General features: G+C 52.1%; 14 protein-coding genes. 11 read left to right on the top strand and 3 right to left on the bottom strand.

From position 1 onward, the window contains the following. The first annotated feature begins 46 nt into the window (after positions 1–46). Together trpC and hemB are read left to right on the top strand one after the other, a co-directional pair. The gene (trpC, locus tag E6Q52_RS08930; RefSeq protein WP_292821210.1) at positions 47–835 is read left to right on the top strand and encodes an indole-3-glycerol phosphate synthase TrpC; all 789 of its coding nucleotides are present in this window, start codon (positions 47–49) and stop codon (positions 833–835) included. Positions 836–849: 14 nt separating this feature from the next. Continuing rightward, positions 850–1,845: a porphobilinogen synthase gene (gene hemB / locus E6Q52_RS08925; protein WP_292821208.1), complete on the top strand. Its 996-nt coding sequence runs from the start codon at positions 850–852 to the stop codon at positions 1,843–1,845. A gap of 851 nt (positions 1,846–2,696) precedes the next feature. Here the strand turns inward: hemB and E6Q52_RS08920 are convergent. Both E6Q52_RS08920 and E6Q52_RS08915 read right to left on the bottom strand, forming a co-directional pair. Then, the gene (locus E6Q52_RS08920; RefSeq protein WP_292821206.1) at positions 2,697–3,707 is read right to left on the bottom strand and encodes a CDP-6-deoxy-delta-3,4-glucoseen reductase; all 1,011 of its coding nucleotides are present in this window, start codon (positions 3,705–3,707) and stop codon (positions 2,697–2,699) included. A 20-nt stretch (positions 3,708–3,727) separates the two neighbouring features. After that, a complete protein-coding gene (locus E6Q52_RS08915) occupies positions 3,728–4,183 on the bottom strand; it encodes an FxsA family protein (protein WP_292821204.1) in 456 nt (151 codons plus the stop codon). A gap of 29 nt (positions 4,184–4,212) precedes the next feature. On the opposite strand from E6Q52_RS08915, the gene cutA reads away from it, so the two are divergent. The 8 genes from cutA to E6Q52_RS08875 all read left to right on the top strand — a co-directional run bounded on the left by cutA (position 4,213) and on the right by E6Q52_RS08875 (position 11,284). Further along, complete coding sequence (gene cutA / locus E6Q52_RS08910; protein ID WP_292821202.1) at positions 4,213–4,548, top strand: divalent-cation tolerance protein CutA; 336 nt, start codon at positions 4,213–4,215, stop codon at positions 4,546–4,548. Between the two features lie 4 nt (positions 4,549–4,552). Then, positions 4,553–6,394: a protein-disulfide reductase DsbD gene (gene dsbD, locus E6Q52_RS08905; protein WP_292821200.1), complete on the top strand. Its 1,842-nt coding sequence runs from the start codon at positions 4,553–4,555 to the stop codon at positions 6,392–6,394. Beyond that, complete coding sequence (locus E6Q52_RS08900) at positions 6,387–6,920, top strand: TlpA disulfide reductase family protein (protein ID WP_292821198.1); 534 nt, start codon at positions 6,387–6,389, stop codon at positions 6,918–6,920. Before dsbD ends, E6Q52_RS08900 begins: the two co-directional genes overlap by 8 nt. Before the next feature lie 194 nt (positions 6,921–7,114). Continuing rightward, positions 7,115–7,552, top strand: a complete 438-nt coding sequence (gene aroQ / locus E6Q52_RS08895; protein ID WP_292821196.1) for a type II 3-dehydroquinate dehydratase — start codon at positions 7,115–7,117, stop codon at positions 7,550–7,552. Between the two features lie 31 nt (positions 7,553–7,583). Further along, on the top strand, positions 7,584–8,036 hold the full coding sequence (gene accB, locus E6Q52_RS08890) for an acetyl-CoA carboxylase biotin carboxyl carrier protein (protein ID WP_292821194.1): 453 nt from the start codon (positions 7,584–7,586) through the stop codon (positions 8,034–8,036). Positions 8,037–8,160: 124 nt separating this feature from the next. Further along, on the top strand, positions 8,161–9,510 hold the full coding sequence (gene accC, locus E6Q52_RS08885; RefSeq protein WP_292821192.1) for an acetyl-CoA carboxylase biotin carboxylase subunit: 1,350 nt from the start codon (positions 8,161–8,163) through the stop codon (positions 9,508–9,510). Between the two features lie 2 nt (positions 9,511–9,512). Beyond that, positions 9,513–10,415 (top strand): 50S ribosomal protein L11 methyltransferase, encoded by a 903-nt coding sequence (prmA, locus tag E6Q52_RS08880; protein WP_292821246.1) that lies wholly within the window; start codon positions 9,513–9,515, stop codon positions 10,413–10,415. After that, on the top strand, positions 10,406–11,284 hold the full coding sequence (locus E6Q52_RS08875) for a DUF3426 domain-containing protein (RefSeq protein WP_292821190.1): 879 nt from the start codon (positions 10,406–10,408) through the stop codon (positions 11,282–11,284). The genes prmA and E6Q52_RS08875 overlap by 10 nt, the downstream gene beginning before the upstream one ends. 14 nt (positions 11,285–11,298) lie before the next feature. Here the strand turns inward: E6Q52_RS08875 and E6Q52_RS08870 are convergent, their stop codons facing one another. Further along, entirely contained in the window at positions 11,299–12,204 is a 906-nt protein-coding gene (locus E6Q52_RS08870) for a hydrogen peroxide-inducible genes activator (protein WP_292821188.1), read from the bottom strand. A 328-nt stretch (positions 12,205–12,532) separates the two neighbouring features. Between E6Q52_RS08870 and katG the strand changes: the two genes are divergently transcribed. Next, positions 12,533–14,719, top strand: a complete 2,187-nt coding sequence (gene katG, locus E6Q52_RS08865; RefSeq protein ID WP_292821186.1) for a catalase/peroxidase HPI — start codon at positions 12,533–12,535, stop codon at positions 14,717–14,719. Positions 14,720–15,438: the final 719 nt, after the last annotated feature.

The raw sequence follows: 15,438 nt of genomic DNA, 5'->3' as shown, positions 1-15,438 counted from the left end.
CATGCGCGCAGCCAGTAAGTGAAACGATAAAACATGCGAGCACATTATGTCTGATATTTTAAATAAGATTTTAGCCACCAAACGCGAAGAAATCACCAAGGCACAAGCACTCAAGTCGCTGGATGCCATGCGTGAAGAGGCGCTGGACCAGCCGGATTGTCGTGACTTTATTGGCAATATTGTCGACAAGGTCGATGCCGATAAACCGGCGGTGATTGCTGAAATTAAAAAAGCCAGCCCGTCCAAAGGCGTTATTCGTGCGGATTTCAATCCCGCTGAGATCGCCAAAAGCTATGAAAAAGGCGGCGCGGCCTGTTTGTCTGTACTCACGGATGAACAGTATTTCCAAGGCTCAGCCGCGTATTTAAAACAAGCCCGTGCCGCGTGCAAGCTGCCGGTGTTGCGCAAAGATTTCATGATAGACCCCTATCAAATCTATGAAGCCCGCGCCATGGGTGCTGATTGCATTTTGCTGATTGTGGCCGCGCTGGAGCTGGCACAAATGCAAGAGCTGGAGCTCACTGCCCACAACCTGGGCATGGCGGTGTTGGTAGAAGTGCATGACGCTGATGAACTGGAACTCGCCCTGCAACTGGAAACACCTTTATTGGGCATTAATAACCGTAATCTGCGCACCTTCGATGTCACCTTGCAAACCACGCTCGACTTGCTTGAAAAAACACCTGAAGACCGCTTTGTGGTCACTGAGTCTGGTATTTTCACGCCGGAAGATGTTGCTTTGATGCGCAGCCACAACGTCAACGGCTTTTTGGTCGGTGAAGCGTTTATGCGCCAGGATGACCCAGGCGCTGAATTGGCTCGAGTGTTCGGCTAATAAAAGGACTGACCATGAGTAATCAATTTCTGGCAATTCGCCCGCGTCGTATGCGTAAAGATGACTTTTCGCGCCGCTTGATGCGTGAAAACGTGCTGACCACTAACGACCTGATTTACCCGGTATTTGTACTCGAAGGTGAAGGGCAGATTGAGTCTGTGAGCTCCATGCCAGGCGTGCAGCGTCAAAGCATCGATGTGTTACTTAAAACCGCCGAAGAGTGCGTCAAACTGGGCATTCCGGCGCTGGCCTTGTTCCCGGTCGTGCCACAGCAATACAAAAGCCTGGATGCCAAAGAAGCTTACAACCCGGATGGCCTGGTGCCGCGCACGGTGCGTGCCCTCAAAAAAGCCTTCCCTGAGCTGGGCGTCATTACTGACGTTGCCTTAGACCCCTACACCACCCACGGCCAGGATGGCCTGATCGACGATAGCGGCTATGTCCTTAATGATGAAACCGTTGAGGTGTTGGTTAAACAAGCCCTGTGTCACGCCGAAGCCGGTGCTGACGTAGTCGCCCCGTCTGACATGATGGATGGTCGTATTGGCGCTATCCGCGATGCGTTGGAAGAAGACGGCTATATCTACACCCGTATACTCGCCTACTCTGCTAAATACGCCTCAGCCTTCTATGGCCCGTTCCGTGATGCGGTGGGTTCTGCAGGCAATTTGGGCAAAAGTAATAAATACAACTACCAGATGGATCCGGCCAACTCTGACGAAGCGCTAAAAGAAGTCGCGTTGGACCTAGAAGAAGGCGCAGATATGGTCATGGTCAAACCAGGCATGCCCTATCTGGATATCGTCCGTCGCGTTAAAGACGAGTTTGGCGTACCGACCTATGCTTATCATGTCAGTGGTGAATATGCCATGCTCAAGGCCGCTGCGCAGAATGGCTGGCTGGATGAGAAGGCTTGCGTGCTGGAGGCGATGCTTGGGTTTAAACGCGCCGGGGCGGATGGCGTGTTGACGTATTATGCGATGGATATTGCGAGATGGTTAAAAGAGTAGTGCTCTAACAGCTGTCTTTTATCTTCTTAGAGCTGTAATTCCGGCGTGGTGAGATTGCAATAAAAGGTTGTTCTTTGATTGGTCGTAGGGTGGGTGTTGATGCCCGCGTGGGTTTTGTGGTTGTTTGTTAGGTTGTTTTTCGCTTTTTCAGCGAGTTACTTTTCTTTGCTTGCCCAAAGAACAAGTAACCAAAAGAAAGTGCACCCTAGCTTCCGCTTATTTCCTGCGTTGCTCACCAAAACAAGCGGTCACGAAACTCGACCTGGCAGCTCACAAAGTGCGCGTGAGCTGCTGCGGGACTCGAACAGTCGCTCCCTTCTTCCTTGTTTTGGCTGCGCTACTCGGCGCGGCAGATAGGGGCCCATAAAAACCACACGCTTGCCCTTTGGTGAGAATCTTGGCATTGCTTCCCGCACGATCACCGTGAAAAAAGAAAATGGTTTTAAGTTTCAGCTTTGCAGTGAAAAGCTTTCTAGCGCCCTGAATGTAACATTCCCAATGAGCGGCTCATCGTGGTGGGGTTAGCGGGCCCCTATCTGCCGCGCCGAGTAGCGCAATCAGCGTGGGAGTATTCGGCCAGCGGCTGTCCGAGTTCCGCGGTGGCTTGCGAAGTGTGCAAGCCGCTAGGGCGAGTTTCGTTGGCCGCCCACGCTGATGAGCAACGCAGGGAACAAGCGGAAGCTAGGGTGTCTTGTTCTTTGCCTTCTTTCTTATGGACAAGCATAAGAAAGAATGGTCGCCTAAAGGCGAAAGAAATACTTTCATTAATTATCCGCCAACTATTCAAGACTGACGACAGTCTTCACAAGCAAAAATTACCTACACAGCCAAGAATGTGCTGAGCTAATCATTCACTTAGGCGCAAACGTAAACGCATCGCTATAAAACTCTTCTTCTGGTAAGCCTTGCGCCACAAATGTCTGTTTAGCAATGTCCACCATCCCTGGTGCACCACATACATACACTTCAAACCCGCTCAAATCGGCATGGTCTTCCAGCACGGCCTGATGCACCAATCCGCGACGTCCATCCCAGTTGTCGCCATTATTGCCGTTTGAAATCACCGGGATATACTGAACATTCGGCATAAACTGCGCCCAGCGCTGGCAGAGGTCGTCCATATATAAATCAGCTGCCTGGCGCGCGCCACGGTAGAGGTACACTGGCCGGGTAATTTGATTGAAAATCATATGCTCTATCATGCCTTTCACCGGCGCAAAACCCGTGCCGCCAGCGACCATGATGATGGGTTTGTCGTTTTGCTCACGCAGGAAAAAGCTGCCTAGCGGTGCTTCGATACGCAAAATCGTTTTTATCGGCATCTCGTTAAACACTTGCTCGGTGAAGTGGCCACCAGCAATTTTTCGGATATGCAGCTCGATAAAGCCTTTTTCGTGTGGGGCATTGGCAATGGAGAAGGCGCGGCGGCGACCGTCTTTGAGCAGAAATTCGATATATTGGCCGGCCATAAAGGTCAGTTGCTCGGTGCCTGGTAATTGCAAATGCAGCACCATGACGTCATAGCCCAGTTGCTCTTTGTTTTGTACGCGTACAGGCAAAATACGCGGCTTGATACCTTGCACCATGTCGATCTGGCGGCATTCGATCACCAGGTCTTCCAGTGGTCTGGCGCAGCAAAATAGCGCCATGCCTGCGGCTAGTTCGGCGTCAGTCAAGGCGCTGCCCTGGTAGTCGTCATGCATAACCTTGCCGGTCAACACTTTGCCCTTGCAGGCGCCGCAGGCACCGTTGCGACAGCCATAAGGCAGGTTGATGCCTGCCTCAATCGCGGCTTCGAGCACGGTCTGGCTCGGGCGTACGTCAAAGGTATGGCCGCTGTTTTCAATCAATACATGGTTCATGATGCGTGGTCTTTTATCGATTAATCTTTGCGTGGCAAGTGGACAACATTGTCGGCTGGTTTGCTGTCGTTTACTTCAGTAAACTCGCCTTCAATCACCTCGTCGTTGGCGCTGGCACGGCCATAAGCGCTATGTTTGTTGCCGGTGGCGCCTACGCCTGGGGTCCGGCTGGGGATCAGTAGCAAGACCACTGCGAGCACATCGCTAATCACGCCGGGGATGAGCAGCAACACGCCAGCAAACATATTTCTGGCGGTTGAAAACATGGCGGCAACCGGATTGCTGCCTGCTCCCATTTGCTGGAACATGCGTGCGGCCATCAGGTCTTTTTCGCTACGTATCAACTGCAGGCCAAGATAACCGATGATGACTAAATACACTAATACCCACCAGCCATAGCGCTGGCTAAGTTCGATCAGGACGGCTATCTCCAGAAACGGAAAAGCCAGTAGAATAGCAAAGATGATAAAACGCATGTCAGAATCCTGTCTGTGAGTCAGCGCCCATGACGCCAAAAGAGGAAATTATAATCGTGTTTACGCATGTGCCGAACAGGGCATGTGCTGAGTATATCGCGCAGACGCTGGTTACAGAGAAGTTGGCGGCATGTGTCAATATTTCAAGCCCTGTCACGTCTATCTACCAGTGGCAGGGGCAAGTGGAGCGGGCAGAAGAGATAGGCCTGACTATCAAAACCAGTTGTCAGGCCTATGCCGCATGCGAGACTAAGTTACGGATACTGCATCCTTATGAACTTCCGGAGATTGTAGGCATCCATGTGAACGAGGGTTTGCCGGAATATTTGGCTTGGGTGGCAACAGAAACAATGGGGCGGGAGTGAGTCGTTGATCAATTTTTGGGTAAGAAGCTGGGTGAGGCTGCTGGTGGTGTTGCTGCTGGCTGCGTCGCCGGTGCATGCGGCGTCGCAATTTTCAAAACTGTTTACTGAAGATAGCAGCGACGACTTTTTGCCTGTGGATCAGGCCTTTAAGGTCGAAGCCGGGTTGGTGGATGCTAGCCACGCGCAGCTCAAGTTTGTGGTGACACCCGGGCATTATTTGTATCGTGAGCGCATTCAACTGGTATTGCCCGTTGGCGACACTGCAACCATCGCGCTGCCGGCTGGTGAAACCAAAAATGACCCCAATTTTGGTGAGCAACAGGTGTTTCACCATGACGCACTGGCTGAGGTCACGTTTGCTGGCGCGGCGCCTGCTACCTTGCAGGTGCGCTATCAGGGCTGTAGTGAAAAAGGCTTGTGTTATCCGCCACAAACCAAATCGTTGCCATTGGCCGTCGCCGCTGCTGCGCCTAATACTAATCAGATGTTATCAGCGCAGCCAACAACTGAAACCGAAGATGAATTTTCCGGCAAATTATTGTCTTCTGGCCGTTGGTGGCAGATTGTGGCTGGCTTTTTTGGCGCAGGATTGTTGCTGGCATTCACCCCTTGCGTGTTCCCGATGATCCCTATTTTGTCTGGCATTATTGTTGGTAGAAATGCGCATGTGTCGCGAGGCAAGGCCTTTACCTTGTCGCTCGCTTATACCTTGGGCATGTGCCTGACCTATACGCTGGCTGGGGTGGCGGCTGGATTATCTGGGCAGTTATTGAGTAGCGCCTTGCAAACGCCTGCAGCCCTCATTAGCGGCGCGCTGATTTTTGTGGTGCTATCTTTGTCGATGTTTGGGTTTTATGAGTTGAAATTGCCCAGCGCGCTAGAAAACTACTTTTTTAACTGGAGTAATCGCTTTAAAGGCGGTCACTTATTGAGTGATTTTCTGATGGGCGCCATGTCGGCGCTGATTATCAGCCCCTGTGTGGCAGCGCCTCTAGCCGGTGCTCTGCTTTATATCAGTCAAACCCATGATGTGACGCTCGGTGCCGTGGCGCTGTTTTCATTGTCTTTAGGCATGGGCGTGCCTTTGCTGTTAATTGGGGCATCCGCCGGGACGTTGCTGCCCAAAGCTGGCGAATGGATGAATACGGTACGCCGCTTGTTTGGCGTGTTAATGCTGGGTGTGGCAATCTGGATTGTCAGCCCGATTTTGCCGGTGGCCGCGCAGTTGCTGTTATGGGCGGTCCTCTGTATCGTTCCTGCGATTTACTTACGGGCCATTGACCCGTTGCCTGCAACAGCAAGTTCGGTGCAGCGCCTATTTAAAGGTTTTGCTGTGATCTTGTTGCTATATGGCGTGGCTTTGCTGATCGGTGCCTGGTCTGGTGCGCGCTCGCCTTTGCAACCGTTGCAAGCGCTGGCCGCTGGTGAATCCGCCCGCGTGCAGCCATTGGCTTTTCAGCGCGTGCAAAGCGTGCAGGCCCTTGAGCAACAGCTGCAAGCCGCGCATGGCCAGCCAGTCATGTTGGATTTTTATGCCGACTGGTGCGTTTCCTGCAAAGAGTATGAGCAATTTGTATTTAGTGACCCTGCGGTGCGGGCGGAATTGCAAGGTGTGTTGTTGTTGCAGGCCGATGTCACGAATAACCGCGCGGAAGATGCCGCGCTGTTAAAGCAGTTTGGCTTGTTTGGCCCGCCAGGCATCGTCTTTTTCAATGCACAAGGCCAGGTTCAGCCCGTGATCAAAGGCTACCAAGAGACCGCGCGGTTCTTGCGCAGTGTGCGGGCACTCAAACTCAGGCAAGCCGCGGCAGTATTAAAGCAAGCAGAGGTGCCGCCGCATGCGTAACGTTGCCCGTGTCGTGATGACTGTTTTATTGATGGTGGTGCTGGGCAGCGGCTTTCGCTGGCTGTATCTCAACCGCGATCAATGGATGGCAAGCGACTCGGCGTTGCCGAGTGCAACGCAGATTGCCCCCTTATGGACCACCACGCTGTTTGATCACAGCGGCAAAGCCTACCCTTTGGCGCAATATCGGGGCAAGCCAGTGATTTTGAACTTTTGGGCCACCTGGTGTGAGCCTTGCCGCGAAGAAATGCCGGAAATCTCTGCCCTCGCCAGTGCGCACCCTGAGATTGCTGTTCTGGGGGTGGCGATTGATGAGGCTGCGGCAGTGCACGAGTTTACTGAAAGCACCCCGGTCAGCTACCCGCTACTGATTGCCGAGAATGAAGGCATGCCGTTGGCAGAAGCCTTGGGTAATCATAAGGGGGTGTTGCCTTACACGGTTGTCATCTCCGCGCAAGGTGAGGTGACGCAGATTTTCTTTGGTCGCGTCAATCGCGACATGCTGCAAAAAGCGCTCAATTTGTAGAGTGTTGGTGGCTTTTTTGTTGCATGCTTAATCTGTCAATCCCCGCTTGTTCGCGACATAACCACTTCAATTGTCGACTCAATTAGCGACTTTCAATTTTCTTTAAACTGCGAATTCCGCTGGACAAAATGCAATAACTTCGGCAAACTTCGACGCCATGAAGGTTGTATTTTTCTCTCTGAGAGGCATCTGAAATGGGCGCCAAATCTATCCTGGTGATTCACGGACCCAATTTAAATATGCTGGGCACCCGTGAGCCGCAGCATTACGGTAGTCAAACACTTGCAGACATTAATCAACGTTTGCAGGCCTTGGCGCGTGCCGATCAAGTGCATCTGGAAGCCTTTCAAAGCAATTCCGAAGCTGACATCATTGAGAAAATACACACTCTCTCTGTGAACCGCGTTGATTATGTGATCATTAATCCGGCGGCATTCACCCATACCTCCATTGCTATTCGTGATGCGCTTTCTGCGGTCAATGTGCCGTTTATTGAGGTGCATCTATCGAATGTGCATGCGCGAGAGTCCTTCCGGCATCACTCTTATTTCAGCGATATTGCAACTGCCGTCATTTGCGGCTTGGGCGCAGAGGGATACTTCGCCGCATATCGTTACATCCAACAACTCTAATAACATTAAAACATTTACATTCGAGGCTTTTATGGATTTACGCAAACTCAAAAAACTGATTGATCTGGTCGAGGAATCGGGGATTTCCGAACTGGAACTGACCGAAGGTGAGGAAAAAGTACGTATTAGTCGCGCCATGGCGCCTAGTGTCGCGCCGGTGACGCAATATATGGCTGCGCCCGCGCCTGCTGCTGCACCGGTAGCTGCACCCGCCGCCGCGCCTGCTGTTGCCCCGGCCGAGGTGCAAGATGGCCAAATCATTAAATCGCCGATGGTCGGTACTTTTTACCGCGCTTCGTCACCTGATGCTAAGTCTTTTGTCGATATCGGCAGCAGCGTGAATACAGGCGAGACCTTGTGCATTATTGAGGCGATGAAGTTACTCAATGAAATTGAGAGCGAATTTGCCGGTACGATTAAAAAGATTTTTGTCGAAAATGGTCAGCCTGTCGAATACGGCGAACCTTTGTTCCTGATCGGTTAATTGCTATGTTTGAAAAAATTCTGATTGCCAACCGCGGCGACCAGCTGCCGGTAGGCAGCGCAGCAACGAAGTTAAATTGCGTCGTGGCTGTTAGCCACGCGGCTATTGAGACGCGGAGTTAATAATGTTTGAGAAGATTCTGATTGCCAACCGCGGCGAAATAGCCCTGCGTGTGCAGCGTGCCTGTCGTGAGTTGGGGATTAAAACAGTTGCCGTGCACTCTGAGGCCGACCGTGACGCCAAATATGTCAAACTGGCCGATGAGTCCGTGTGTATTGGCCCGGCGCCGTCAGCTAAAAGTTATCTGAATATTCCGGCGGTGATCAGTGCTGCCGAAGTGACAGACGCGCAGGCGATACACCCTGGCTATGGCTTTTTGTCTGAAAACGCTGATTTTGCCGAGCGCGTTGAACAAAGTGGTTTTGTATTTATTGGCCCGCGTGCTGAAACCATCCGTTTAATGGGCGATAAGGTTTCTGCCAAAGACGCGATGAAAAAAGCGGGTGTGCCGTGCGTGCCTGGCTCAGATGGCGCCCTGAATGACGATGCAGCCGAGACGATGAGAACGGCCAAACGCATTGGCTATCCGGTCATTATTAAAGCGGCTGGTGGCGGTGGTGGTCGTGGCATGCGCGTGGTGCATACCGAAGCCGCGCTGCTAAATGCGGTTAATATGACCAAAGCGGAAGCACAAAGCGCTTTTGGTAACCCCATGGTCTACATGGAAAAGTTCCTCGAAAACCCGCGCCATATCGAGATTCAGATTCTGGCTGACCAGCATGGTAACGCAGTTTACCTTGGTGACCGTGACTGTTCCATGCAGCGCCGTCATCAAAAAATCATTGAAGAAGCGCCTTCGCCATTACTGCCAGACCGCGTGCGTGACAAGATTGGCGAGCGTTGTGCCGAGGCATGTCGCAAAATTAAATACCGTGGTGCAGGCACGTTTGAGTTCTTGTACGAAAACGGCGAGTTCTATTTCATTGAAATGAACACCCGTTTGCAGGTAGAGCATACAGTGACCGAAATGATCACCGGTATCGATCTGGTACAGCAGCAGATCTTTATTGCTGCCGGTGAAAAATTGCCGTTCCGTCAACGCGATATCGTCTTGAATGGTCATGCTATTGAGTGCCGGATTAACGCCGAAGATCCTTACACTTTTGTGCCGTCGCCTGGATTTATCAATCGTTTTCATATGCCTGGCGGCCCTGGCGTGCGCATGGATACCCATGTGTATGGCGGCTATACTGTGCCACCACATTATGACTCAATGATTGGTAAGCTGATTACGCATGGTGCGACCCGTGAGCAGGCGATTGCCAGAATGCGCGTGGCGTTGTCCGAGATGTATGTCGAAGGCATTAAAACTAATACCGCGCTGCATGCTGACCTGATGGCCGATTTGGCCTTTCAGCAAGGCGGGACCAGCATTCACTATCTGGAGCAAAAGCTGGGTATCAGCTCGAAATAATGTTGCATTGGCTGTTACTTAAAATTCAATCGACCGAACCGCAGGCCGAGGCGCTCAGCGACGTGCTTATGGAACATGGTGCATTGTCTGTGAGCATAGAAGACGCGCATGCAGACACCTTGGCCGAGCAGGCGATTTTTGGCGAGCCTGGTGATCCGCCACCAGGCATCTGGCAGCAAAATATTGTCACGGCCATGCTAGATGCTGACGCTGATGTGCAGGCCTTGCTGGCAAATGTACAGGCAGAATTAGCGCTGGATGGCTTGAAATACCAATTGGAGCAGATTGAGGAGCAAGACTGGGTGCGTGCGACACAAGCCCAGTTTGATCCGATACGCGTCACTGATCAGCTGTGGATTGTGCCTTCCTGGCATCAAGCGCCGAATGCCGAGGCGATTAATATCGTCTTGGACCCGGGCCTGGCTTTTGGCACCGGCAGTCATCCGACCACGCATTTATGCTTGAGCTGGCTGGCGCAATTGCCTAAAGCCTTATTGGCCAAGGCAAATGTGCTGGATTATGGCTGTGGCTCGGGGATTTTGGCGATTGCCGCTAAAAAACTGGGCGCGCAGAGCGCGATTGGTGTCGATATTGACACACAAGCTGTGATTGCCAGCCGTGATAATGCCGCCAATAATCAGGTAGAGGCCATTTTTTATGATTCTGCAGATTATCTGCACGAGCCATTTGATATTGTGGTCGCCAATATTCTTTCCAGCGCGCTGATGGTGCTGGCGCCCGTGATTGCCACCTCTTGTAAAAGTGGCGGCAAAGTTGCATTATCGGGCATATTAGATAGCCAGCAGGACATTTTGCTGGCACATTACGCCGAGTGGTTTGAAATGGATGCCCCTATCCAGCAAGATGGATGGGTCTTGCTGACGGGAACCAGAAAATGTCCTTAATCACGGCCTGCCCGGCCTGCCAAACACAATTCGAAGTCACTGACGAACAATTGCAGGCCTACGCAGGCAAGGTGCGCTGTGGCGAATGTGACCATGTGTTTGACGCGCGATCACACCTCGTTGAATCAACCGCTGCGGCGTTAGCCGTGGCCGATACGAGTGATGTGGCCAGCGATGCTGCTGTCTATTTCAAAGTCAGTGCCGAGGTCGCGCATGCGGATAATACCGCCGCCGTGCCGGACTTTTCGGTGCGCCCTGACCTGCCTTTAGATGATGATTTTTCGCCGACGCTGCGTGGAGAGGCGCATGATGCAGTAGATGCATCGCCTGCGATTCCTGCATTTTTACGTGATATTGCGCTTGCCGACGAGCGGCCTGCGCTCCCTACCAGCCCGGCCAGCCAGCGCGTCTTTATCATTTTGTCGGCTGTCTTGGTGCTATTGCTCATCTTGCAGTCAACTTACTTCACCCGCGTCAGCCTGGCGGCCACCTACCCGCAAACCAAACCCTTATTGCAAGCTTTGTGCAAGCCGTTGCATTGTGAGGTCAGCGTGCCGCGTGATATCGCCCAGTTAACCATCGACGATGCTGATATTCAGGAGCACAAAGAGCGGCAGGGCGTGTTGATATTCTCTAGTGTGCTGATGAATCATGGCACCGTTGCCCAGGCCTACCCGCAAGTTGAGTTGACCCTGACTAACACCGCAGACGAGCCTGTGCTGCGTAAAACCCTGCATCCTGCTGAATATTTGCCTGCGTCGGTCAATGTGGCCGCAGGCCTGGCGCCACAACAAGAGCAAGCGGTCAAAGCCTTGTTGGGCGTAGATGAAAAACTGGTCACCGGCTTTCGCGTCGCGATTGCCTACTAGCCGCCCTTTATTCTTTAGCGGCGCGCGTCTTGCGCCTGCGCTGCCCCTACGTCAACCATCACTTTTTTCAACACCTCAATCGCGGCCGTGCGCACAAAGCTTTTACGCCAGGCGAGTGCAATGCGTCGACTAGGCGCCGGTTTGCTAAACGGGATCACACGGATTAGTGGATTTTGGTAGCGTGCAACAGTGGCCATCGCAGGCAGCACCGTAATCCCTAGGTTGGATGCCACCATATTGCGTATGGTCTCCAGTGAGTTGCCTTGCAGCACCTCACCTTTGCGGCTCAATTCCGGGCAGGCCTGCGTGACCTGATTACTAAAGCAATGGCCGGTATTCAGCAATAACACTTTCTCATTGCTTAACTCATCAGCATCGATGCTTTTGCGGTTTGCCCAAGGGTGGCTGACCGGCACCACCACGTTAAAGTCTTCATCGTACAGCGGGATGGTTTCAATGCCCGGCACATCAAACGGCAAGGCAATCACGGCGGCATCAATCACGCCGTTTTTGAGTTGCTGCTCCAGGGTGGCGGTAATATTTTCCTCCACCTCCAGCGGCATTTGCGGGGCTGTTTTAATCAAAGGCGGAATAATCTCTGGGAGCAAGTAAGGCCCGACCGAGTGAATCATGCCCAGCTTAAACAGGCCGTTGAGCGGATCATTACCATGCTTGGCCATGTCTTTAATTTTGGCGGCCTGTTCCAGCACGATATTGGCTTGCGCAATAATCTGCTCGCCAATGTCGGTTGGCGTGACTTCATTGCGGTTGCGCTCAAACAACGAGACACCTAATTCTTCTTCTAGCTTTTTAATGCCTAAACTTAGGGCCGGTTGCGTCACAAAACACTTTTCGGCGGCACGGCGAAAATTGCGTTCTTGTGCCACGGCTAATACAAACTTCAACTCTATCAGGGTCATGAAACTGCACTCATCTCAACGAGATACATAGTTTAATTGCATTAATTTTATTAATCAATAATATCAAAACATACAATTATGCAAATTAAATGCCTGTGGTTAGAATGCTACTCATCAACAAGCACTCATAAGGAGAAGCAATGCTGGCTTGGCTTAGCAGTGAACGCGCGTCATTGCAGGAAGTACTGGCTGCCTATGCCGCCAGTTTTTAAAGCATGGTCTAAATGTACAAGCGTTCAAATCATGATCGTCACAATCAATCAGTAGTATATTGAGAACCTTGGTTTTCAGTGCACACGAACGACCAATTATTAAAAAGGAGTTGAAAATGCAGAATCAACAAAACAGTAGTGGCAAGTGTCCTTTTGGCCATGGCGCAAACACAGTTAACAGCCAATCCAGTACCAACTGGTGGCCGAATGCTTTAAATCTGGATATCTTGCATCAGCATGACCGCAAAACTAACCCGCTTGGCGAAGATTTTGACTATCGCGAAGCCGTCTCAACGCTGGATGTGGCGGCTGTCAAAAAAGACCTGCATGCGTTAATGACTCAGAGTCAGTCATGGTGGCCAGCAGATTGGGGTCATTACGGTGGCTTGATGATACGCCTGACCTGGCACGCCGCCGGGACCTATCGTGTGGCTGATGGCCGTGGTGGCGCCGGCACTGGTAACCAGCGTTTTGCGCCGCTGAATAGTTGGCCTGACAACGTCAACCTGGATAAAGCGCGTCGTTTGTTATGGCCTATCAAGAAAAAATACGGCAACAAGCTGTCCTGGGCAGATTTGATTACGCTGGCCGGTACTATTGCTTATGAGTCTATGGGTCTTAAAACCTTTGGCTTTGCATTTGGCCGCGAAGATATCTGGCATCCTGAAAAAGACATTTATTGGGGTAACGAAAAAGAGTGGCTGGCCAAAACTGGTAGCGAAGGCAGCCGTTATTCTGGCCAGCGCGACCTGGAAAATCCACTTGCTGCAGTGATGATGGGCCTGATTTACGTTAACCCAGAAGGTGTCGATGGCAACCCTGACCCGTTAAAAACGGCGCACGATATCCGCGAAACCTTTGCCCGGATGGCGATGAATGATGAAGAAACTGTGGCATTGACCGCCGGTGGTCACACCGTGGGTAAAGCACACGGTAACGGCCAGGCCAGCAATCTGGGGGCAGACCCGGAAGGCGCAGATGTGCATGAGCAAGGCACCGGCTGGAACAACACCACGACGCGCGGCGTCGGCCGAGATACGGTCACCAGTGGCATTGAAGGCGCCTGGACGACACATCCGACGCGTTGGGATAACGGTTATTTCGCCATGTTATTCAACCACGACTGGGCACTGAGTAAGAGCCCGGCAGGCGCCTGGCAGTGGGAGCCCGTGAGCATTAAAGAGGAAGACAAACCGACCGATGTTGAAGACCCGTCGATTCGTTATAACCCGATCATGACCGATGCTGACATGGCCATGATTAAAGACCCGATTTATCGCAAAATCTCTGAGCGATTCCGCGATGATCAGGCCTATTTCTCAGAAGTATTTGCGCGTGCCTGGTTCAAGCTGACGCACCGCGATATGGGCCCTAAAGCACGTTATATCGGCCCGGATGTGCCGCAGGAAGACCTGATTTGGCAAGACCCGGTACCCGCAGGCAATGCTAGCCTGAGTGACGCGGATATTGCGGCCTTGAAAACACAAATTCTGGCCAGCGGCCTAACTACCGCTGAACTGGTGGCCACCGCCTGGGACAGCGCACGTACCTTCCGTGCGTCGGATTACCGTGGCGGTGCTAACGGTGCACGTATTCGCCTGGCGCCACAAAAAGACTGGGCAGGCAATGAGCCCGCCAGATTGCAAAAAGTGCTGACTGTGCTGCAAGGCATTCAGCAAAGCTTTGGCAAACCAGTCAGCCTGGCTGACCTGATCGTGCTGGCGGGGTCTGCGGCAGTGGAGCAAGCGGCCAAAGCGGCGGGTGTGGCAGTCAACGTGCCTTTTGCAGCGGGTCGTGGCGATGCTACTGAAGCACAAACAGATGCCGAGTCTTTTGACGTGCTGGAACCGGTGCATGACGGTTACCGTAACTGGTTAAAGGCAGACTATGTGCCCACGCCAGAAGAAATGCTGCTGGACCGTACACAACTGATGGGTCTCACCGCGCCAGAAATGACCGTGCTGATTGGCGGTATGCGTGTGCTCGACACCAACCATGGTGGCAGCAAACACGGTGTGTTTACCGATCAGCCAGGCGTGCTCAGCAACGACTTTTTTGTCAACCTGACTGACATGCGTTACACCTGGGTGCCCACAGGTAAAAACCTGTATGAAGTGCGTGATCGCAACACGGGCGCAGTCAAGTGGACGGCGACACGCGTTGACCTGGTGTTTGGGTCTAACTCAATACTGCGTTCTTATGCCGAGGTGTATGCGCAAGACGATGCCAAACAAAAATTTGTGCAGGATTTTGTGGCAGCATGGACGAAAGTCATGAATGCAGATCGATTTGATTTGAAGTAATCGCTGTTTGTTATAAAGTTAAAGCGCCTTGAGCAATCAAGGCGCTTTTTTATTGATGGATGTTTTTTTAGAGTTAATACAAAGTGCTTTTTTGTATTTCTCTGCTTCGATATTTGCAACCCATCATGTGTCGTTTTGGCGTGGGGTGGAATCCAGGCGTGGTGGGATTGCAATAAAAGGTTGTTCTTTAGATTGGTCATTGTAGCGTGGGCATTTTTGCCCACGCGGGTTTTGTGGTTGTTTGTGATGTTGCTTTTCGCTTTTCAGCGAGTTACTTTTCTTTGCTTGCCCAAAGAACAAGTAACCAAAAGAAAGTGCACCCCAGCTTCCGCTTGATTCCTGTGCTACTCGGCTTGCCGGGCGGCCATCGAAACTCAACCTGGCAGCTCACACAAAGCGTGAGCTGCTGCGGGATTCGGACAGCCGATGGCCGAAAGCCCCCGCCAATCCTGCGTTGCTCGGCGCGTCAGATGGGGACCCCTAACACCATGCGACTGCCACCCTTGATGGTTATTAAGAAAAGAATTGTTTTTTTAACCGTTCAAACTTCGCCAATGTGAGTTTGGCGAGAATAATCCCATTCCATCACGCTGAGTAGCGGAAACAAAATAAGAGTAGAGGGAGCGACTGTCTGAGCTCCGCAACAAGCCACGTTTTGTGTGGCTTGTCAGGGCGAGTTTCGTGACCGGCTTATTTTGTTGAGCAACGCAAGGGAGCCG

It is taken from the genome of Methylophilus sp., from assembly GCF_008015755.1.
Taxonomy (GTDB): Bacteria; Pseudomonadota; Gammaproteobacteria; order Burkholderiales; family Methylophilaceae; genus Methylophilus.
This window is presented reverse-complemented; position numbering and strand designations above follow the sequence as displayed.

Bases quoted from the DNA above. Each gene is read 5' to 3' on its own strand.
- trpC (WP_292821210.1), top strand. From the start codon at position 47: ATGTCTGATATTTTAAATAAGATTTTAGCCACCAAACGCGAAGAAATC.
- hemB (WP_292821208.1), top strand. From the start codon at position 850: ATGAGTAATCAATTTCTGGCAATTCGCCCGCGTCGTATGCGTAAAGAT.
- E6Q52_RS08920 (WP_292821206.1), bottom strand. From the start codon at position 3,707: ATGAACCATGTATTGATTGAAAACAGCGGCCATACCTTTGACGTACGC.
- E6Q52_RS08915 (WP_292821204.1), bottom strand. From the start codon at position 4,183: ATGCGTTTTATCATCTTTGCTATTCTACTGGCTTTTCCGTTTCTGGAG.
- cutA (WP_292821202.1), top strand. From the start codon at position 4,213: ATGACGCCAAAAGAGGAAATTATAATCGTGTTTACGCATGTGCCGAAC.
- E6Q52_RS08900 (WP_292821198.1), top strand. From the start codon at position 6,387: ATGCGTAACGTTGCCCGTGTCGTGATGACTGTTTTATTGATGGTGGTG.
- aroQ (WP_292821196.1), top strand. From the start codon at position 7,115: ATGGGCGCCAAATCTATCCTGGTGATTCACGGACCCAATTTAAATATG.
- accB (WP_292821194.1), top strand. From the start codon at position 7,584: ATGGATTTACGCAAACTCAAAAAACTGATTGATCTGGTCGAGGAATCG.
- accC (WP_292821192.1), top strand. From the start codon at position 8,161: ATGTTTGAGAAGATTCTGATTGCCAACCGCGGCGAAATAGCCCTGCGT.
- E6Q52_RS08875 (WP_292821190.1), top strand. From the start codon at position 10,406: ATGTCCTTAATCACGGCCTGCCCGGCCTGCCAAACACAATTCGAAGTC.
- E6Q52_RS08870 (WP_292821188.1), bottom strand. From the start codon at position 12,204: ATGACCCTGATAGAGTTGAAGTTTGTATTAGCCGTGGCACAAGAACGC.
- katG (WP_292821186.1), top strand. From the start codon at position 12,533: ATGCAGAATCAACAAAACAGTAGTGGCAAGTGTCCTTTTGGCCATGGC.